This window comes from Pseudomonas sp. CGJS7, assembly GCF_036961695.1.
On the sequence record NZ_JBAMDI010000010.1, the window covers coordinates 53,912 to 72,611 of the forward strand.

11 protein-coding genes are annotated in these 18,700 nt (G+C 66.8%); 5 read left to right on the forward strand and 6 right to left on the reverse strand.

Going from position 1 to position 18,700, the window contains the following annotated elements:
• Positions 1-152 precede the first annotated feature (152 nt).
• Complete coding sequence (locus V7787_RS08855; protein WP_336087342.1) at positions 153-509, forward strand: DUF1428 domain-containing protein; 357 nt, start codon at positions 153-155, stop codon at positions 507-509.
• Positions 510-735: 226 nt separating this feature from the next.
• Here V7787_RS08855 and V7787_RS08860 read toward each other — a convergent pair whose 3' ends face one another.
• The 4 genes from V7787_RS08860 to V7787_RS08875 form a co-directional block, all read right to left on the reverse strand.
• A complete protein-coding gene (locus V7787_RS08860) occupies positions 736-1,638 on the reverse strand; it encodes a S1 family peptidase (protein ID WP_336087345.1) in 903 nt (300 codons plus the stop codon).
• 562 nt (positions 1,639-2,200) lie between these two features.
• On the reverse strand, positions 2,201-4,111 hold the full coding sequence (locus V7787_RS08865; RefSeq protein ID WP_336087347.1) for a M4 family metallopeptidase: 1,911 nt from the start codon (positions 4,109-4,111) through the stop codon (positions 2,201-2,203).
• Positions 4,112-4,867: 756 nt separating this feature from the next.
• Positions 4,868-6,418, reverse strand: coding sequence for a M4 family metallopeptidase (locus V7787_RS08870; RefSeq protein WP_336087349.1), 1,551 nt, complete (start codon positions 6,416-6,418; stop codon positions 4,868-4,870).
• A 211-nt stretch (positions 6,419-6,629) separates the two neighbouring features.
• Positions 6,630-6,914 carry a hypothetical protein gene (locus V7787_RS08875; protein ID WP_336087351.1) on the reverse strand — a complete coding sequence of 95 codons (285 nt, stop codon included), beginning with the start codon at positions 6,912-6,914 and terminating at the stop codon, positions 6,630-6,632.
• Between the two features lie 362 nt (positions 6,915-7,276).
• Here V7787_RS08875 and V7787_RS08880 point away from each other — a divergent pair, with 362 nt between their 5' ends.
• From V7787_RS08880 to pbpC, 4 genes are all read left to right on the forward strand, one after another.
• Positions 7,277-12,238, forward strand: a complete 4,962-nt coding sequence (locus V7787_RS08880) for an alpha-2-macroglobulin family protein (protein ID WP_336087353.1) — start codon at positions 7,277-7,279, stop codon at positions 12,236-12,238.
• A gap of 179 nt (positions 12,239-12,417) precedes the next feature.
• Positions 12,418-13,494 carry a hypothetical protein gene (locus tag V7787_RS08885; protein ID WP_336087356.1) on the forward strand — a complete coding sequence of 359 codons (1,077 nt, stop codon included), beginning with the start codon at positions 12,418-12,420 and terminating at the stop codon, positions 13,492-13,494.
• Between the two features lie 100 nt (positions 13,495-13,594).
• Positions 13,595-14,599: an adenosine deaminase gene (locus tag V7787_RS08890; RefSeq protein ID WP_336087486.1), complete on the forward strand. Its 1,005-nt coding sequence runs from the start codon at positions 13,595-13,597 to the stop codon at positions 14,597-14,599.
• A 180-nt stretch (positions 14,600-14,779) separates the two neighbouring features.
• Positions 14,780-17,071, forward strand: a complete 2,292-nt coding sequence (gene pbpC, locus V7787_RS08895) for a penicillin-binding protein 1C (protein ID WP_442965309.1) — start codon at positions 14,780-14,782, stop codon at positions 17,069-17,071.
• A gap of 22 nt (positions 17,072-17,093) precedes the next feature.
• On the opposite strand, the gene V7787_RS08900 is transcribed toward pbpC, so the two are convergent.
• Together V7787_RS08900 and V7787_RS08905 are read right to left on the reverse strand one after the other, a co-directional pair.
• Positions 17,094-17,876 (reverse strand): hypothetical protein, encoded by a 783-nt coding sequence (locus tag V7787_RS08900; protein WP_336087360.1) that lies wholly within the window; start codon positions 17,874-17,876, stop codon positions 17,094-17,096.
• Between the two features lie 165 nt (positions 17,877-18,041).
• The gene (locus V7787_RS08905) at positions 18,042-18,632 is read right to left on the reverse strand and encodes a ferritin-like domain-containing protein (protein WP_336087362.1); all 591 of its coding nucleotides are present in this window, start codon (positions 18,630-18,632) and stop codon (positions 18,042-18,044) included.
• Between the last annotated feature and the right edge of the window lie 68 nt (positions 18,633-18,700).

Here is an 18,700-nt window from a genome sequence, read left to right on the forward strand (position 1 = left end):
GCCCCCGGCACGCCCGCGCCGAAGTGACAAATCACACTGGGGTACGCAGAAACGGCGGAGGATAGTCGGGCAGGTATCGAATCCCGCACGCGGCAGCGCGGTTTCGCGGCGCTGTCGCCTATTCGCCACGGGGCTGGTCCCCAGGAGGACGCATGAGCTACGTCGATGGTTTCGTACTCGCGGTGCCCGAGAAGAATATCGCCGCTTATCGCAAGCTGGCGCGCAAGGCCGGCAAGGTCTGGATGGAGCACGGCGCGGTGGCCTACATCGAAGCGGTCGAGGACGACGTCCAGCCGGGTAAGGTCACCTCGTTCCCGCAGGCGGTCAAGCGCAAGCCGGGCGAGGTGGTGGTGTTCGCGTGGATCGTCTACAAATCGCGGGCCGCGCGCGACCGGATCAACAAGAAGGTGATGAGCGATCCGCGCTTGACCAATATGGATGCCAAGAGCATGCCGTTCGATGGCATGCGGATGATCTATGGCGGGTTCAAGCCGATCGTGACGCTTTGAGCTCGGGTTGCTCTTGCGATTCGCGCCGTTTCGATTGGCGTCGCTTGTGACTCGCGGCGTGGCAAGCCTGGATCGCAAGCTGCTGGATCGGGTGAGCTAGAGCAAAGTCAAAATGGGTTCCGGCTTTCGCCGGAATGACGGTGTGGGGGGCTGGACGGGCGGTTGCGGCGGCGCAACGGCCGGTGTCGCGCACGCCGGCCCTTATGGACCGGCGTGCGCGATGCGATCAACGCGCCTTGCGCGCGAGTTTGACGCCGCTGAACGGATTGGCGATGAACGCCGAGATGTCCTGATTGGCCAGGCGGGTGAAGATGCCCGGATAACCGGTGGAGCCGCAGCCTTCGCCGCGGCTGACCACGCCGACCTGGATGAAGCGCTTGCCGTCGGGCAGGGCGACGAACAACGGGCCGCCCGAATCGCCTTGGCAGGCGTCCTTGCCGGTGCGTCCGGCGCAGATGTCGACGCCTTCGGTCACGGTGATGCGGCTGTTGCGATAGGCGAACGCGCATTCGGCGTAAGACACCACCGGCAGATCCACGCCTTGCAGACGGTTGGGCGAACTCACGCCGCTGCCGCCCGGCGGGAACGGATTTTGCTGGATGGTGTTGCCCCAGCCGATGTTGGTCAGCAAAGTGCCGGGACGTTCCAGCGCATCGGTGCCGGCGGTCACCAGTTCGATCGGCTTGATCTTGGTGATCGGCGATTTCAGCACCAGCACCGCGACATCGTAGCCTTGGTCGCCGGCCAGATACTTGGGATGCACGTAGATGCCGTCGACGTCGGCGGCGACGCCTTGTTTGTCGTTGGTCAGCACGGTGCGGCCGGCGATCACCGACAGGTTCTCGCTCTCGAAGCCTTCCGCGCAATGCGCCGCGGTCAGCACCAGCCACGGCGAGATCAGCGAGGCGCCGCACCAGTGACGGTCGTAAGCGTTGTCGCCGCCGAAGCCCTTGAGTTGAACGGTGACCATGAACGGATATTTGCCGTTGGCGACGTTGTCGCCGCCGATGATCATGGGGCTTACGCCGGTGCCGGGCGATACGGAATTTTTATCGGCCGCGTGTGCGGAACCGACAAGACCGACGAACGTCAGCAGACTGGCCAGATACATCCATTTGCGCGATTTCATGGGGGAGCACTCCGTTGTTTTAGTGGTTTCCTGCTTGTTTTCAGGTTTTTCAGGCGAAGCCACGGCATCGCGGCCGATCAGGATCGGCAGGCGGTCGGAAGGCGATGGCGAGGTGGCGATGCGATGGCGGCGCGAGTGCGCTGGCTGTTCGGTTACGCCACGGGATAAGAAATATCGCCATGCGCGGCGGCGATGAAGCTGCGTATCGATGCGTAATCGAGTTCAAGTGCGAAGCCGATTCCAGATCGCGACATTGATCGCATGAATGCGCGGCATCGATGCGCGCAGACGATCGCACGCGATCGATGTCGATTGCGACGCGCTGCGCATTTGCGATTCATCGCGATGGACGACATCGATGCAATCGAAGTCCGCGCCGTTGTTGCCATGAGCCAGTCAGAATCCGCGTGTTCGAACGCGGCATGGATTCATATCGATTAACGCTCGCGCCATCGCCGCCGCGCCCAACGGCCGACGACGCGCGCGAGCAAGATCCAGGCAAAAAAAGACCCCGGCCGAAGCCGGGGTCCGCGGGGCGATCATGCGCAATCGCCCGCCAGGATCAGAACGTGATGCTCCAGGTGTCGATGCGGCCGGTGTCGGCATTGGCGTTATCGTTCACGCGCAACTTCCAGGTGCCGTTGAGCGGTTCGCTGGAGAGGTTGAAGGTGAAGGTGCCGCTGAGGTTGTCGGCGCTGCCGCCGGCGCGGTTGCTGATGTTGTACAGCGAGCCATCCGGCGCCACCAGGTCGACCTTCAGGTCGCCGCGGTAGGTGTGGATGATGTTGACCGACACCTGCGCGTTGGTCGGCGCATTGCCGGTACGGCCGGACACGGTGATCGGGCTGTCGACGGTGGCGTTGTCGTTGATCGCGTAGTCGGTGTCGTTGGTGTACTTGGTGCCCGGGCCCGGACCGGGGCCGGTCGGGCAGGTGACGCCGACCACCGCGAAGGCGGCGGTCACGTCGGCCTTGGCCAAGCTCAGGTCGGTCGCGGCCTTTTCCACGCCGCACGCGCCGTTGTTGAAGTCGGTGCTCGGGGTCCAATAGTCCTTGTTCGCCTTGGCGAAGACCTTGAACGCCTTGACCGTATCCCAACCGGCCCGCTTGGCCAGGGTGTAGAACGCGCGGTTGTACACGCCGGAGGAGTAGTGCACGTCCATGCCGGAGGTGTAGTTGCTGGCATGGCCGATCGAACGGCCGTCGCGGGTCGGGTCGTCCATGTAACGCAACGCGCCGCTGGCCTTGAAGATCTGCGCGCCGACCAGGAAGTCGTTGGTGTTGTTCATGAAGTACTCGGCGGCCTCGCCGGCCATGTCCGAGAAGGCTTCGTTGATGCCGCCGGACTGGCCGGAGTACACCAGGCCCGACTGCTGCTCGGTGAAGCCGTGCGAGACTTCGTGCGCCGACACGTCCAGGCTCACCAGCGGATAGAAGCGCGTGGCGCCGTCGCCGAAGGTCATCGCCGAGCCGTCCCAGAACGCGTTCTCGTAGCTGTTGCTGTAGTGCACGCGCATGCTCAGCTGGAAGGTCAGCGGCGGGGTGCCGACGTAGCTGTTGTACATGTCGAAGACGACATGGCCGAAGTAGTGCGCGTCGTTGAGCGGCGAGAACGCGCCGTTGATGGCCTTGACCGTGTTGCGCGGGCAGGTGTACGAGAAGGCGGTGGTGCCGCTGGTACCGTGATTGAGGTTCACGGTCTTCACGTTGGTGTTGGTCATCGTGCAGGTGCTGCCGCTCTGCGTGACGTCGTTGTAGCCGAAGTTGGTGCCGTACTCGTACTGGCCGGTCTTGGTGTTGCCGCCGGGGCCGGTGCCGACCAGGGCGTGGTTCAAGCCTTCCCACTGCTTGAGCACCTTGCCGGTGTTGGCTTCCAGGATCACGAACGGACGGGTCGGCTCGCCGCCCTTGGCCGCATCGGCGAAGTAGTTGACGACGTAGGCCATGTGCGCGCGGCCGTTGTCGTCGATGTAGATCATCTTCTGGCTGCTTTCGTTGCGCACCTGCAGCGCGCCGGCGCGCTTGCCCAGCACCGCGCTCTTGGCCAGATCCAGCGCCTGTGCGGCGCTCAGCTTGGGCGCGCTGGTCGGCAGTTCGGCGGCCAGGCCGGCGACCGAGCGGCCGAACAGCGTCTGCACGTTGCCCTTGGCGTCTTCGCTGACCACCACGTGCTCGCCGAACACCGGCACGCCGCGGAAGGTCTGCTGATAACGGTAGTTGCGGGTGCCGTTGGCGTCCTGGCTGCTCTTGATCTGGGTCAGCGCCGAGTCGGCGTCGAGCGAGATCAGTTCGGCGTGACGCACATTGGCCTTGGCGGCAGCGCCGGACTTGGCGACGGCGGCCTGGTACTGCTGGTTGAGCTTGGCGACGTCCTGGCTGTGCAGGTCCACGCGCTGAGCGGCGCCGGCGGCGCCGGAGATCAGAGCGAGCGACAAGGCGAAGGACAGGGCGGTCGGCGATACATTGCGATTCACTGGTATTACCCCCAAACGAGTGTGGATGGTGGCCGCGTTCGCGGCCGGCTCTCAGTGCTCGTGCATCCGCTCCCCCGTAGTCCGCGGACTGCGTCGCAGGCGTTCCGTGCCTGCGGCGATGCGCGTGGTCGGACTTCGTGGCGGATACCGCGTCGACGCGTAACGCGGCGGACGGACGCTAGGGGTGCGCCAAAAATGACGTCAAACGGGGTTACGGAGGTCACAGTGCGAATGCGACCTCGGCGCTGGGGCCGACAAAATGATTTCTGCTGAAAGCGTTCTGCGGCGCGGGTTCAGCGATTTTTCGGTGTGAGCGGGGCTTCGGCCGTGCGCGTAATAATGTTTCAGGATTATTGCTGCGGCGCAGCACCGCGCTGCGGAGCGGAGGTAGGGTAAATCGTCACATATTGCGTTTAATACACAGGCGCAATGTGCGCTACAGCGCTTTTTGCGGGAACTCGCAGCGACGGTTCAGATCGGGCCGGGCCAGGTGCAAACGACGGACGTCTCGTTTTTTAATCCGGTCGATAATTGCCAGAGGCCGCTGTGACCGCCGCACGCCCGCTTTTGCCCGTGCCATCGCAGTTGCGGATTCATTATGTTTTCGCATGAATTTCGCGAATTATCCAAAACGCGACGGACCGCATAAAAGAAAACCCCGGCGATCGCCGGGGTGGGTAGGGTGACGGGACCGGCGCGGCTTGTCCGCGCCGGCCCGCTGCGGTTTGTCGGCGGCGGACGCCGCCGGGCCGAGGCTTACTGCGCGGTCACGCCGACCTGGTTGAAGGCATCGACCACGTCCGCGCTGGAGTAGCCCAGATCCACCGCGGCCTGGCGCACGCCCGAGCCGCCCTGGTTGAAGTTGGTGCTCGGGGTCCAGTAGTCCTTGTTGGCCTTGGCGAAGGCCTTGAAGGCTTTGACCGTGCCCCAGTTCGGCTTCTTGGCCAGCAAGAAGAAGGCCTTGTTGAACACGCCCGAGGAGTAGTGAACGTCCAGCCCGTTGCGGTAATCGCGGGCATGGCCGATCGAGCGGCCGTCGCGGGTCGGGTCGTCGAAGTAGCGCAGGGCGCGGCCGGAGGCCTTGAAGATGTCGGCGCCGACCAGGAAGTCGTTGCTGCCGCGCGAATAGAACTCGGCCGCTTCGCCGGCGATGTCGGAGTAGGACTCGTTGATGCCGCCGGACTGGCCGGAGTAGATCAGGCCCGACTGCTGTTCGGTATAGCCGTGCGAGGCCTCGTGCGCGACCACGTCGAGCGAAACCAGCGGATAGAAGGTGCTGGCGCCGTCGCCGAAGGTCAGGGTGCGGCCGTCCCAGAACGCGTTCTCGTAGTTGCGGCTGTAGTGCACGCGCAGACTCAGCTGGAAGGTCAGCGGCGACAGGCCGAGGTAGGACTGATAGGTGTCGAACACCACCTTGCCGAAGTAATGCGCGTCGTTGAGCGGCGAGTACGCGCCGTTGATGGTCTTCACCGTATTGCGCGGGCCGGTATAGGAGTACGCGGTCGAGCCGCTGGTGCCGTGGTTGAGGTTGACCGTCTTCACGTTGGCGGTGTTGAAGGTGTAGGTGTTGCCGCTGCGAGTTACATCCAGGAAGGGGCGGCCGCCGCTGCCGTATTCGTATTGGCCGATCTTCTGGTTGCCGCCGGGGCCGGTGCCGATCTCGGCATGGTTCAGGCCTTCCCACTGCTTGAGCACCTTGCCGGTGACCGCATCGAGGATCACGAACGGGCGGCTGGGTTCGCCGCCGCCGGGGGCGTCGGCGAAGTAGTCGACCGCATAGGCCAGATGGGCGCGATCGCTGTCGTCGAGGTAGATCACCTTGCGGCTGTTCTCGTTGCTGACCCGCGCGGTCGCCGCGCGCTTGCCGAGCGCGGCGTCCTTGGCCAGGCTCAGCGCCTGCGCGGCGCTCAGCTTGGCGTCGAGCTTGGGCAGGTCCGCGGCCAGTCCGGCGACCGAGCGGCCGAACAGGGCGCTGACGTTGCCTTGCGCGTCCTCGCGCACGACCACGTGTTCGCCGAACACCGGAACGCCGCGGAAGCTTTGTTGATAGCGGTGGTTGCGCGAGCCGTCGGCGTCCTGGCTGCTCTTGAGCTGGGTCAGCGCCGAGTCGGCGTCCAGCGAGATCAGTTCGGCATGGCGCACGTTGGCCTTGGCGGCGGTGCCGGACTTGGCGACCGCGGCCTTGTACTGCTGGTTGAGCTTGGCCACGTCGGTGGCGTGCAGGTCCACGCGTTGGGCGGCGCCGGCGGTGCCGGCGAGCAAGGCGAGGGAAACGGCGAAGGTCAGCGTCGATACGTTGCGGTTCATTGCGGATACCCCGAAGTGAGAAATCGAATGACGGCGTTGGTGCCGATGAGTGGGTTGAGGTTTCGCGTCCGCGTCCGACGTCCGCGACGGGCCTGGTTATCGGCGCCGCCGGCGGTTGGGGAAGGATTGATGCGGATGCCGCACGGAGGGCCGGGCGACGGAATCGACGCTAGGGATCGGCCGCCGCGGCGGGCAAGCGCGATTACCGAGATCACATCTGCGATGAGACCGCGATTACCCGGCGCGGCCCGGGGTTTGAGGCGAAAGCCTTGGCGCGCCTGGCTTTCGGGTTTTTCCCGGTTTTCGCGGCGAAAATAATGTCGGGTAATAGTGTTTCAATTAAAATGCTGCGGTGCAGCATGATTTCTGCTGGAAATATGTTTCGGACCCCGGCGTTGTCGCCCGATAATGCGAGCGAAATGGCGCCGCAGCGCGAAATCGCGCGTTTGCCCGGGTAATTGGCCGGGTGTTTTTCTGCATCGACTGGATTAGTCAATACGCCGGTGTGACGAAGATTGCCGATAATCCGCGACGCCGGCCGGCACTATTCGTCAGTGGCGACACCCAATAACTTTTCGGCATGTTTTGGGTATATGGCGAAAATCTGCGCGAACGCACAATCGGTGCAGGCGCCAGCCAGTCGCGCCACCGACCGTCGCGGCCCAGGCGATCGCAACAGGGCGTCGCCTTCCGATGCGGCCCGAGCGCCGCCGCCGGCACACGCGCGATCACACATGAGCACACACGCAACGACGCCGCGCCCGATGCGATTACCGCTTGCATGCGCTCGTTCTATACTCAGTCGCAGATTCCTGAGAGATACGCATGATGCGCGCACAGAGCTTGGACGGACCCGCGGTGGCTACCGCTCTCACGAACCACGCGCCGCGGCGCGTCGCGGCCCGCTTGCGCGCGCCGATGCGGATCGCGGCGGCGCTGCTGATCGCGGCGACGGCGCTGGTCGCCGGCTGCAAACGCGACACCACCGGGCAGTTGCCGGCGGTCAGCGGCGAGGCGATCGAGGCCAAGCGCGAAGCGGTCAAGGGCTTCGCCCTGGTCGCGGCCTATCCGGACCAGAAGCGCGGCGATGAGCTGTCGATCGCGCTGGAGTTCAGCCAACCGCTGGTGGGCACCCAGAGTTTCGACGAACTGCTCGCCGTCGCCGACAAGAACGGCGCGGCGGTGCAGGGCAGTTGGGTGCTCGACGACAACGGCAAGATCCTGCGCTTCCCGCACGTGGAGGCGAGCAAGGACTACACCGTCACGATCAAGCCCGGGCTGACCGCGGCGGCCGGCGACCGCATCGCCCAGGCCATCACCAAGCAGGTCTACACCGGCCCGCTGGATCCGGTGGTCGGCTTCGCCTCGCAAGGCAGCGTGCTGCCGGCGCGCGACAGCCGCGGCCTGCCGGTGGTGTCGATCAACGTGGCCGAGGTCGACGTCGAGTTCCTGCGGGTCAAGGAAAAGGAACTGCCGAAGTTCTTCTCCGAGTACCAGCGCGGCGGACGCAAGGGCAGCTGGGATCTGGAACGCGACTGGGACGACAACAAGCCGCTGTCCAAACTGGCCGAGCCGGTCTACGTCAATCGTTTCGTGCTCGGCGGCAAGCCCAACGAGCGTGTGCTGACCTACCTGCCGCTGCAGGAGATCAAGGAACTGCAGGAACCGGGCCTGTACTTCGCGGTGATGAAGCGCTCGGGCCAGTTCAAGGACGAGTTGGAAACCGCGTTCTTCACCGTCAGCGACCTGGGCCTGCACGCGCGCGCCTACAAGGACAAGCTGTTCGTGCACGTGGCCTCGCTGGAGAAGGGCGAGGCGGTCGGCGGGGTGACGCTGAAGGTGCTCGACGCCAAGGGCGAGCCGGTGCTCAAGGGCGAGACCGACGGCAACGGCAACGCCATGCTCGGCTACAAGCTCGATGCCGGCCAGGTGCTGATCGCCAGCAAGGGCAGCGACGTGTCGATGCTGCCGTTCAATCAGCCGGCGCTGGATCTGTCCGAGTTCGCCGTGGCCGGCCGCGAGCAGGCTTGGTTCGACGTGTTCGCCTGGTCCGGCCGCGATCTGTACCGTCCCGGCGAGACCGTGCGTTTGTCGGCGCTGCTGCGCGATCAGGACGGCAAGCCGGTCGAGGTCAAGGGCAAGGCGCTGCAGCCGGTGTTCCTGCGTTACGTGCAGCCCGACGGCAAGACCTTCCTGGAAACGCGTCTGCAACCCGATGCGCAGGGCTATGTGCGCCACGCCCAGCTGATTCCGGCCGACGCCGCCACCGGCCGCTGGCGGGTCGAGTTCCGCACCGATCCGGCCAGCAAGGAAGCGGTGCAGGGCATGACCCTGCGGATCGAGGAATTCCTGCCCGAGCGGCTCAAGCTGGACCTGAGCGCGCAGCCCGTGCTCAAGCCCGGCGAGCCGTTCAAGCTGGCCGTCGATGCGGCGTACCTGTACGGCGCGCCGGCCGCGGGCAACCGCTTCACCGCCAAGATGACGGTCGCGGTGGAGCAGCATCCGCTGGAGCAACTGCCGGGTTATTTCTTCGGCGACCCGACCTTGAGCCTGCCCAAGGAAGCCAAGGACGTGGTCGACACCACGCTCAACGACAACGGCAAACTCACTCAAGACATCGCCCTGCCCGATGAGGCCAAGCCGACCAGCACCATCGCCGCGGTGGTCACCGGCAGCGTGTTCGAGACCGGCGGGCGCAGCGTCAACCGCAGCGTCAAGCGGGTGCTGTGGCCGGCCGACGCGCTGGTCGGCGTGCGGCCGTTGTTCGACGACAAGGACGGCGCCGACAGCAACACCAATGCCGGTTTCGAACTCACCCGCGTCGGCGCCGACGGCAAGCCGCGTCCGGCCAACGGGGTGCGGGTGACGCTGGTGCGCGAGCATCGCGATTACCACTGGAACTACGGCGACGACGGCGGCTGGGATTACGACTTCACCCGCCGCTTCGAAGACGTGGAAGTGCGCAACGTCGATCTGGGCGCGAGCGCGTCCAAGCTCAGCTTCCCGGTGGAGTGGGGCGAGTACCGCCTGGACGTCTACGACCCGGCGACCAAGCTCACCACCCGCTATCCGTTCCGCGCCGGCTGGAGCTGGGACGATCAGAACCGCGGCCTGGATGCGCGCCCCGACAAGGTCAAGCTGGCCTTGGACAAGACCGCGTACAAGACCGGAGACACCCTGGAAGTGACCGTCACCCCGCCGCACGAAGGGCCGGGTTTGCTGATGGTCGAAAGCGACAAGATGATTTACGTCCAGGCGATCACCGCCAAGTCGGGCAGCAAGTTCAAGATCCCGGTCACCGAGGCCTGGGAACGCCACGACGTCTACGTGACCGCGCTGGTGTTCCGCGGCGGCAGCGCGCCGAGCAAGATCACTCCGGCGCGCGCGGTCGGCGTGGCGCATGTGCCGATGGACCGGCGCGAGCGCAAGGTCGCGGTCGGCATCAACGTGCCCAAGCTGATGAAGCCCGAGCAGGATCTGCCGGTGATCGTCAGCGCGCCGCAGTTGGCCGGCAAGGACGCCTACGTCACCGTGTCGGCGGTCGACGTCGGCATCCTCAACATCACCCGTTTCCCGGTGCCCGATGCGGCCGCGCATTTCTTCGCTCAGCGCCGCCTGGGCGTGGACGCTTACGACGTCTACGGCCGGGTGATCGAAAGCTACGAGGGCGAGTCGGCCAAGATCCGTTTCGGCGGCGACATGGCCTTGCAGGCGCTGCCGCAGGCGCGGCGTCCGACCGCGCGGGTGCAGACGGTGGATCTGTTCGCAGGACCGGTGAAGCTCGATCCGCAGGGCATCGCCCGGATCAAACTGGCGGTGCCGGACTTCAACGGCACCTTGCGGGTGTCCGCGCTGGTGTATTCCGGCGGCAGCTACGGCAACAAGGACGCCGAAACCATCGTCCGCGCGCCGGTGTTGGCCGAGGCGAGCACGCCGCGGGTGTTGGCGCCGGGCGACCGCAGCAACGTGACCCTGGACGTGCAGAACTTCACCGGCAAGCCGGGCGAGTTCGCGGTCAAGGTCGAGGGCGTCGGCCCGCTGTCGCTGAGCGACGGCGAGCACAAGCTCTCGCTCGGCGTCGAAGCCAAGAAGACGCTCACCTTCCCGGTGGTCGCGCGCGAGGGCTACACCACCGCGCAAGTGCGGGTGCGGGTCGACGGCAACGGCTACAAGGTCGATCGCCGCTACGACTTGCCGGTGCGCCCGGCCTGGCCGTCGGTGTTGCGTTCGCGCACCCGCGTGCTCGACGAGATCGGCGCGATCCAGCTCGGCGCCGATTTCGCCGATGGCCTGATGCCCGATTCGGTCAACGCGCGGATGGTGGTCAGTGCGCTGCCGCCGATTCCGTTCGCCAGCGCCTTGCAAGGCGCGCTGGAATATCCCTACGGCTGCGCCGAGCAGACCACCAGCAAGGGTTATGCCGCGCTGGAACTGGACGAAGCCACCGCCAAGATGCTCGGGGTCAAGGGCATCGACGCCAAGCAGCGGCGCGCGCGCATGGAAGGCGCGTTCGGGCGACTGGCGGCGATGCAGATCGCGTCCGGCCACTTCTCGATGTGGGGCGACGGCGATACCGTCAATCCGGCGCTGACGCCGTACATCGTCGAGTTTCTGCTCGACGCGCGCGACGGCGGTTTCGCCGTGCCCGAGGCACTGTTGCAGAAGGCGTTGAAGGTGCTGGGCGAGGACCTGCTTTCGGGCAACGCCTCGTTCTATGGCTACGACCGCCGCGAGCATCTCAAGTTCGCCTATCAGGCCCATGCCGGCTATGTGCTGGCGCGGGTCAACCGCGCACCGCTGGGCACCCTGCGCGCGTTGTACGACAACGATCGCAAGCAGAGCCTGACCGGTCTGCCGTTGGTGCACCTGGGGCTGGCGTTGTCGCTGCAAGGCGACAAGGCGCGCGGCGGCAAGGCGATCAAGGAAGGCTTCGCCCGCGATCCGGCCCAGCGTCCGCCGTACCTGGGCGATTACGGCAGCCGTCTGCGCGACGATGCGCTGATGATCGCGCTGGTGCACGAGCACAAGCTCGCTCAGCCAGAATACGACGCGCGCACGGTGTCGATGGGCCGCGATCTGGATGCGCGCCGCAACAGCGGCTGGCTGTATCTGAGCACCCAGGAACAAGTGGCGCTGGCGCGTCTGGGCAAGGCCTTGATGGCCGAGCAGGGCAAGCAGATTTCCGGCCGCTGGACCATCGCCGGCGCGTCCACCGACGCCGATCCGGCCAAGCTGATCGGGCGCGTGTTCGACTACGCGGCGTTGGCCTCGGGGGTGAGCTTCGCTCCCAGCGGCACGCCGCCGCTGTACGCCAGCCTGGAAGTGGCCGGCGTGCCGCGCACGCCGCCGGCCGCCGACGCTTCGCAGATCGAAGTCGGGCGCAAGTACTACACCACCGAGGGCAAGGATTGGTCCGGCGGCACCCTGGTCGAAGGCGAGGCCTTGATCGTGCAGGTGACGATCAAGGCCCACAGCGCGATGCCCGATGCGCTGCTCACCGATCTGCTGCCGGCGGGTCTGGAAATCGAGAACTTCAACCTCGGCGACGCCAAGCAGTGGGCCGGCGTGGTGGTGGACGGGATCGAGATCGCCGAACGCGCCAGCGCCGCCGACGTCAAGCACGAGGAGTTCCGCGACGACCGCTACATCGCCGCGCTCAAGCTCGACGCCAACCGCAGCGCGCGGGTGTTCTATCTGGTCCGCGCGGTGACGCCGGGTACGTACACGGTGCCGCCGTCGCTGGTGGAAGATATGTACCGGCCCGAGATGCGCGGGGTGGGCAAGGCCAGCCCGGCGAGTCTGTCGGTGCGCCAGCCTTAAGCCAGGCGTTCGCGGCGGGAAGCTCGATGCTTCCCGCCGCTCGCGCGGCGCGGCGGCGCTCGCCGCTTTCGCCTCATCGCAACGGCGCGCGAACGCGCGCGCCGTTGCCCGCCGAATCCACTATTCGACCCAGCCGATCCGGCGCCACGCCGGATCCGGAATTTTCGCAAGGAGCGAACATGCGCCCATCCCCGATGCTGTCCCCGTTGCTGTTGGCCCTGGCCTTGAGCGCCTGCCAATCCGGAGACGAATCCGCCGAGCCGCAAGCCGCCGCGGGCGCCACCGCCGCGCCCGCCGCGCCCGCGGCACCGGCCGATCCCAAGCAAACCGCCGAGCGCGCCTTCGCCGAACTGCGCAAGACCGAGCCCAAGTTCGAACGCCTGGGCTACTCGCATCTGGTCGGCGACATCGACGGCGACGGCCGCGACGACGTCGCCATCGCCTATGGCGAAGGCACCGAGGACGCGACCATGGCCGCGAACATGCGCCTGGCTGTGCTGTTGACCCGCGAGCAAGGCCCGCAACTGCTGCCGTCGGCGCAGATGCCGGACTTCTGCGTGTTCCTGCGCAAGATCGAGTCGGGCAAGCTGTACATCGACAGCCCCGACATCTGCACCGCGGCGCGGCCCAAGATCGCCGACTACTACACCTACCGCTGGGACGGCAAAGCCCTGGTCGAAGCCGCGCACGAAACCCGCGAGCAGCGGATCATGAGCGGCCTGCGCACCCTGGCCAAAGCCTTCGCCGGCAACGACAAGGCCGGCATGCTGGCCGCGCTGAAATTCCCGATGGACGCAGGCTCCGTCCCGGTCTACGACACCGCCCTGGGCAAGGCCGCCGAAGCCAACGGCGGCAAGATCGACCGGGCGATGGCCGAGCGCCACTTCGCCGATCTGCTCCCGCCCGAACGCGTCGCCGAATTCGGCCTGATCCTGTCGCAGGTGCAAGACCTCAAGCCGGTCGCGGGCGACAGCGGTACGCTCAACGCCGGGGCCAAGCGCAAGAAGGGCGATCTGGACGAATGGTTCACCCTCAGCATCGACCTGGACCCGGAAGAAGACCGCTTCGAGGACAATCAGGAGATCATCGATGCGCGGATCGATCTGGAAGGCGGCACCGGCAAAAACATCGAAGTGACCGGGCAAACCCTGGGCGAGGTGCTCGACCGCGAGCAAGCCAGCCAGATGTACCAGAGCATGAGGCTGTTCCTGATCGACGGCGAAATGCGTCTGGTGATTCCCAACGCCGCCGGCTAGCCACGGCCTTCGGGCCCAAGCCAGATTTACCTAGGAGCCAAGCCACATGGCCGAACACCACAACCACCGCCCCGACTTCGCCCGCATCGACCCGCAGCGTCTGCCCGACCTGCTGCGCGCCATGCCCAAGGCCGAGTTGCACATGCACATCGAAGGTTCGCTGGAACCGGAGCTGATCTTCGAACTGGCCCGGCGCAACGGCGTGTCGGTGCCGTACGCCGATGTCGAGGCGCTGCGCCAGGCTTACGCCTTCACCGACCTGCAGAGTTTTCTCGACATCTACTACGCCGGCGCCAGCGTGCTGCTGCGCGAGCAGGATTTCTACGACATGGCCTGGGCCTACCTGCGCCGCGCCGCCGCCGACAACGTGGTCCACACCGAGATGTTCTTCGATCCGCAGACCCACACCGCGCGCGGGGTGGCGATGGAGACGGTGATCGAGGGCCTGCACCGCGCCTGCGTCGATGCGCGCGCGCAGCTGGGCGTGAGCGCTTCGCTGATCCTGTGCTTCCTGCGCCATCTGAGCGAACGCGAGGCGTTCGAGACCCTGGAGCAGGCGCTGCCGCTGCGCGACAAGTTCATCGGCGTGGGCCTGGATTCGAGCGAACTGGGGCATCCGCCGGAAAAATTCGCGCGGGTGTTCGCGCGTTGCCGCGAGCTGGGACTGCGGCTGGTCGCGCATGCCGGCGAAGAAGGGCCGCCGGAGTACGTGTGGAGCGCGCTGGACGTGCTCAAGGTCGAGCGGATCGATCACGGCGTGCAGAGCGTGCACGACGCGGAGTTGATGAAGCGGCTGGCCCGCGACCGCATCCCGCTGACCGTTTGCCCGCTGTCGAATCTGAAGTTGTGCGTGTTCCCCGATCTGGGCCGGCACAACCTGGGCGCGTTGCTCGACGCCGGCCTGGTCGCCACGGTCAACTCGGACGATCCGGCCTACTTCGGCGGTTACGTCAACCAGAACTTCACCGAGACCTTCGCCGCCACCGGCTTGCAGGCGCAGCACGCCTGGCAGTTGGCGGCGAACAGTTTCGAAGGCAGCTTCATCGACGCGGCCGCCAAGCGCGCGTATCGCGACCGGCTCGACCACGTGTTCGCCACGTTCTGACCGTATCGGCCCATCGCGCGTCCCGCGGGCGCGCAGGGCCGGCTTCGTTTCCTCCATTGCCCGCCGTCCTTGCCCACAACGCCCGCCACCGTCGAACCCACTGCCTCTGCTGCGCCGTCGCGTCGCCGCCGGCTCGCGCTGAAAGGCTTGCTGGCGCTGCTGTCGTTGGCGATCGCGGCGATGCTGCTGGATCTGGCGTTTCCGTTGCCGCTGCCGAAGGCGCGCGATGCCGGCGCGGTGGTGGTCGCGCGCGACGGTACGCCGCTGCGTGCGTTCGCCGACCGCGACGGCGTCTGGCGCTATCCGGTCAACGCCACGCAGGTGTCGCCGCTGTATTTGCAGGCGTTGCTGAACTACGAAGACCGCTGGTTCTGGAAGCATCCGGGCATCAACCCGATGGCGATGCTGCGCGCGGCCGGGCAGTGGTTGCGCAGCGGCCGGGTGGTCTCGGGCGGCTCGACCCTGACCATGCAGGTGGCGCGCATTCTCGACGCCGAACCCGGCGAACGCCGCCGCAGCGTCTGGGCCAAGAGCCGGCAGATGCTGCGCGCGCTGCAACTGGAAATACATTTGTCCAAGGCGCAGATTCTGGCGCTGTACCTCAACCGCGCGCCGTTCGGCGGCACCGTCGAGGGCGTGGAAGCGGCCAGTTGGGCTTACCTGGGCAAGCCGTCCTCGCGGCTGTCGCATGCCGAGGCCGCGTTGCTCACGGTGTTGCCGCAATCGCCGAGCCGCCTGCGTCCGGACCGCGAACCCGAACGCGCCCGCATCGCCCGCGACAAAGTGCTGACGCGGATGGCCGCCCTGGGCGTGTGGTCGCCCGCGCAGGTCGCCGACGCGCGGGTCGAACCGGTGGTGGCGCGTTCGCTGCAGCCGCCGCGGTTCGCGCCGTTGCTGGCGCAGCGCCTGCGCTTCGCCAACCCGCGCGCCGCGCGGGTGGCCTCGACCATCGATCCGCAATTGCAGCGCACCTTGGAAGACCGCGTCGCCGCGTATTTCTCCACGCTGCCCGAACGCACCTCTGCGGCGCTGCTGGTGGTCGACAACGCCAGCCTGGAAGCGCGCGCTTACGTCGGCTCGGTGACCTTCGGCGACGCCGCGCGGCTGGGCCATGTCGACATGGTCCAGGCCTGGCGCTCGCCCGGATCGACCTTGAAGCCGTTTCTGTACGGATTGGCGATGGACGATGGATTGATCCATTCCGAAAGCCTGTTCGTCGATGCGCCGCAAGCCTTCGGCGGTTATCGCCCGGGCAATTTCGATGCGGCGTTCAACGGGCCGGTCGGCGCGGCCACCGCCTTGCGCTTGTCGCTCAACGTGCCGGCGGTGGATCTGCTCGACCGGGTCGGCCCGGCACGGTTCTCCGCGCGTCTGGCTCACGCCGGCATCGACCTGCAATGGCCGCGCGGGGCGCAGCCGAATCTGTCGATGATTCTCGGCGGCACCGGCGCGCGGCTGGAAGATCTGGTCGGCGCGTATGCGGCGTTCAACCGCGCCGGCGTCGCCGGGCGGGTGCGTTATCAGCAAGGCGCGCCGTTGCTGGAACGGCGTTTGTTGTCGCCGGGCGCGGCCTGGATCGTGCGCGAGATCCTCGAAGCCAACCCGCGTCCGGGCAGCGTCGAACAGACGCTCGATGCGAGCGGCCGGCCGCGAGTGGCCTGGAAGACCGGCACCAGTTACGGATTCCGCGACGCCTGGGCGTTGGGCAGCACCCGCCGCTACACGGTCGGCGTCTGGGTCGGCCGTCCCGACGGCACGCCGCTGCCGGGCCAATACGGCGCGGTCACCGCGTTGCCGCTGTTGTTCGAAGTCGTCGACAGCCTGCCGCGGGCGGGTGGCGATGCGGTGCCGTTGTCGCCGCCGGCCAACGTGCGCCAGCTCGAGGTGTGCTGGCCGCTGGGGCTGCCGCCGGATCCGGCGGCGCCGCAGCTGTGTCAGCGCCGCATGCAGGCCTGGACCCTGGACGGCTCGGTGCCGCCGACCTTGGCCGAACGCGATGCGCGGCTTTGGAATGCTGGCATAGAGCGTTTCGAAGTCGACGCGCGCACGGGCTTGCGCGTGTCGGCCGAGTGCTCGCAACCGCACCCGCGCAAAACCTTGGAGTTGGCGCGCTGGCCGGCGCTGGCGTCGCCGTGGTTGGCCGCCGACGCGCGCAAGGCCTCGCGCTTGCCGCCGTTGTCGCCGGACTGCAGCGAAGACGGCCGCGATGCGGTCGAAGAACTGCGCATCGAAGGCATCGACGATCTGGCCACGCTGGCGCGCGCGCCCGGCAGCGCGACGCCGCTGCGCTTGTCGGTGCGCGCGCTCGGCAGCGACGCGCGGGTGCGTTGGCTGCTCGACGGCCGTTTGATCGGCGAATCGCAGGGCAGGGCGCGGCTGGACCACGATTTCGGCGAAGTCGGCGAACACACGCTGACCGCGCTGGCCGATACCGGCGCGTGGTCGCGGGTGCGGTTCAAGGTGTTGCGTTGATCGTGACGCGCGGCGCCGCGCCTCAGCTCTCGGACTTGCGCGTCTGGTACGCGGCGACGACATCGCCGAAGGAATCCGCGCCCGGCGCGTAACGCGCGCCGGCGTAACCGGCCAATCCGGCCATCAACGCGACCACCAGAAACGGGATCGCGGTGGCGCGCAAGGCGGTGTGCAGCCAGTGCTGCGAATCGATCTTGCGAAGGCGCCGGTACAAGCCGCCGGCCAAGGCCACGTCGAGCACCAATTCGGCCATCAGCCCGGGCGCGATCCACACCACCCAGGACGCCGCGATCGCCGCGCCGAGCGCGGCCGCGATCGCGATCAGCACCCAGCCGAAGTCGTCGGCGCCGTCGAGCAGCGAAAACCCCGAGTCGCTGTCTTTGCTCGACAACTGCGAGTGCGAAGAATGCGTCTGCAACGGCATCGGCGAGGCCTGCGATTCGAAACCGCTGCTGGAACCGCCGCCGCCGGATTGGCCGCCGCCGCCTTGCCAGGAGCCGCCGCAGTTCGGTGCGGACGGGTGCGGCCCGGAGCTGAAATCCGGTGCGTCCAGTTCTTGCCAGGCGTCGTGGCAACGCGTGCGCGCCCAGGTCCAGAGCAAACCGAGAAACGCCAAGTAGGCGCACACAGTGGCGAGCGGATAACGCAGCGCCATGTGCCCGAGCCCGGCGAGTTCGAGCAAGGAAAACGAGGCGAGGAATCCGACCGCGCCGGTCAACAGCACGATCAGGCTCATCTGCACGCGCGGCCAGTGGGCGCGCTCCAGATACGCGCGTAAACGCGAGACTTCCGTGTGTCGGTTCATGCGCCGAGTCTAGCCGCGGCGGGCACGGCTGCCGGGGCCGGACAGCGCGGCGTTCATGTGTCGCTTAGGCGGCCTGGCCGGCGTCGGGGGCGCGATGGGAGCCCGAAACCGACGACCCCGCGCGGGCGCGGGGTCGTCGCTGGCGAATGCGGCGGACGCGGACGGTTATTTGCCGGTCCACCCGTCGAGCATGTCGGCCAGTTCGTCGGCGTGCTCTTCTTCCTGCGCCAGGATGTCTTCCATCAGGCGCTTGGTGGTGGTGTCCTTGTCGCCGATGAAATCGATGATCGCGCGGTAGCTGTCGATGGCGATGCGTTCGGCGACCAGATCCTCCTTGACCATGTCGCGCAGATCGCTGCCTTCCACGTACTCGGCGTGCGCGCGCTTGGACAACACGTCCGGGTTGAGGTCGGGTTCGCCGCCGAGTTGCACGATGCGCTCGGCGATGCGGTCGGCATGCGCCTGTTCTTCGTTGGCGTGTTCGAGGAATTCGGATTTGACCGCGTCGGCCATCAGGCCGCTGGCCATGAAATAGTGGCGCTTGTAGCGCAGCACGCAGACGATCTCGGTCGCCAGCGCTTCGTTGAGCAATCTGACCACCGCCTCGCGATCGGCGGCGTAGCTGCTGGTGATCGCGCCGTCTTCGATGTGCTTGCGGGCACGGGCGCGGATGGTCTGGATATCGGTGACGAACGGCGAGGACTTGCTAGCGGTGGATTTGCGCGGTTCGATCTTGCTGATGGGCTTGGCGGACATGACGTCTCCTGGCGAATGGGTGGCGCGTACCTCGTCTTGCTGGGGTTGAAGGAAAACGGGCCCGGCGC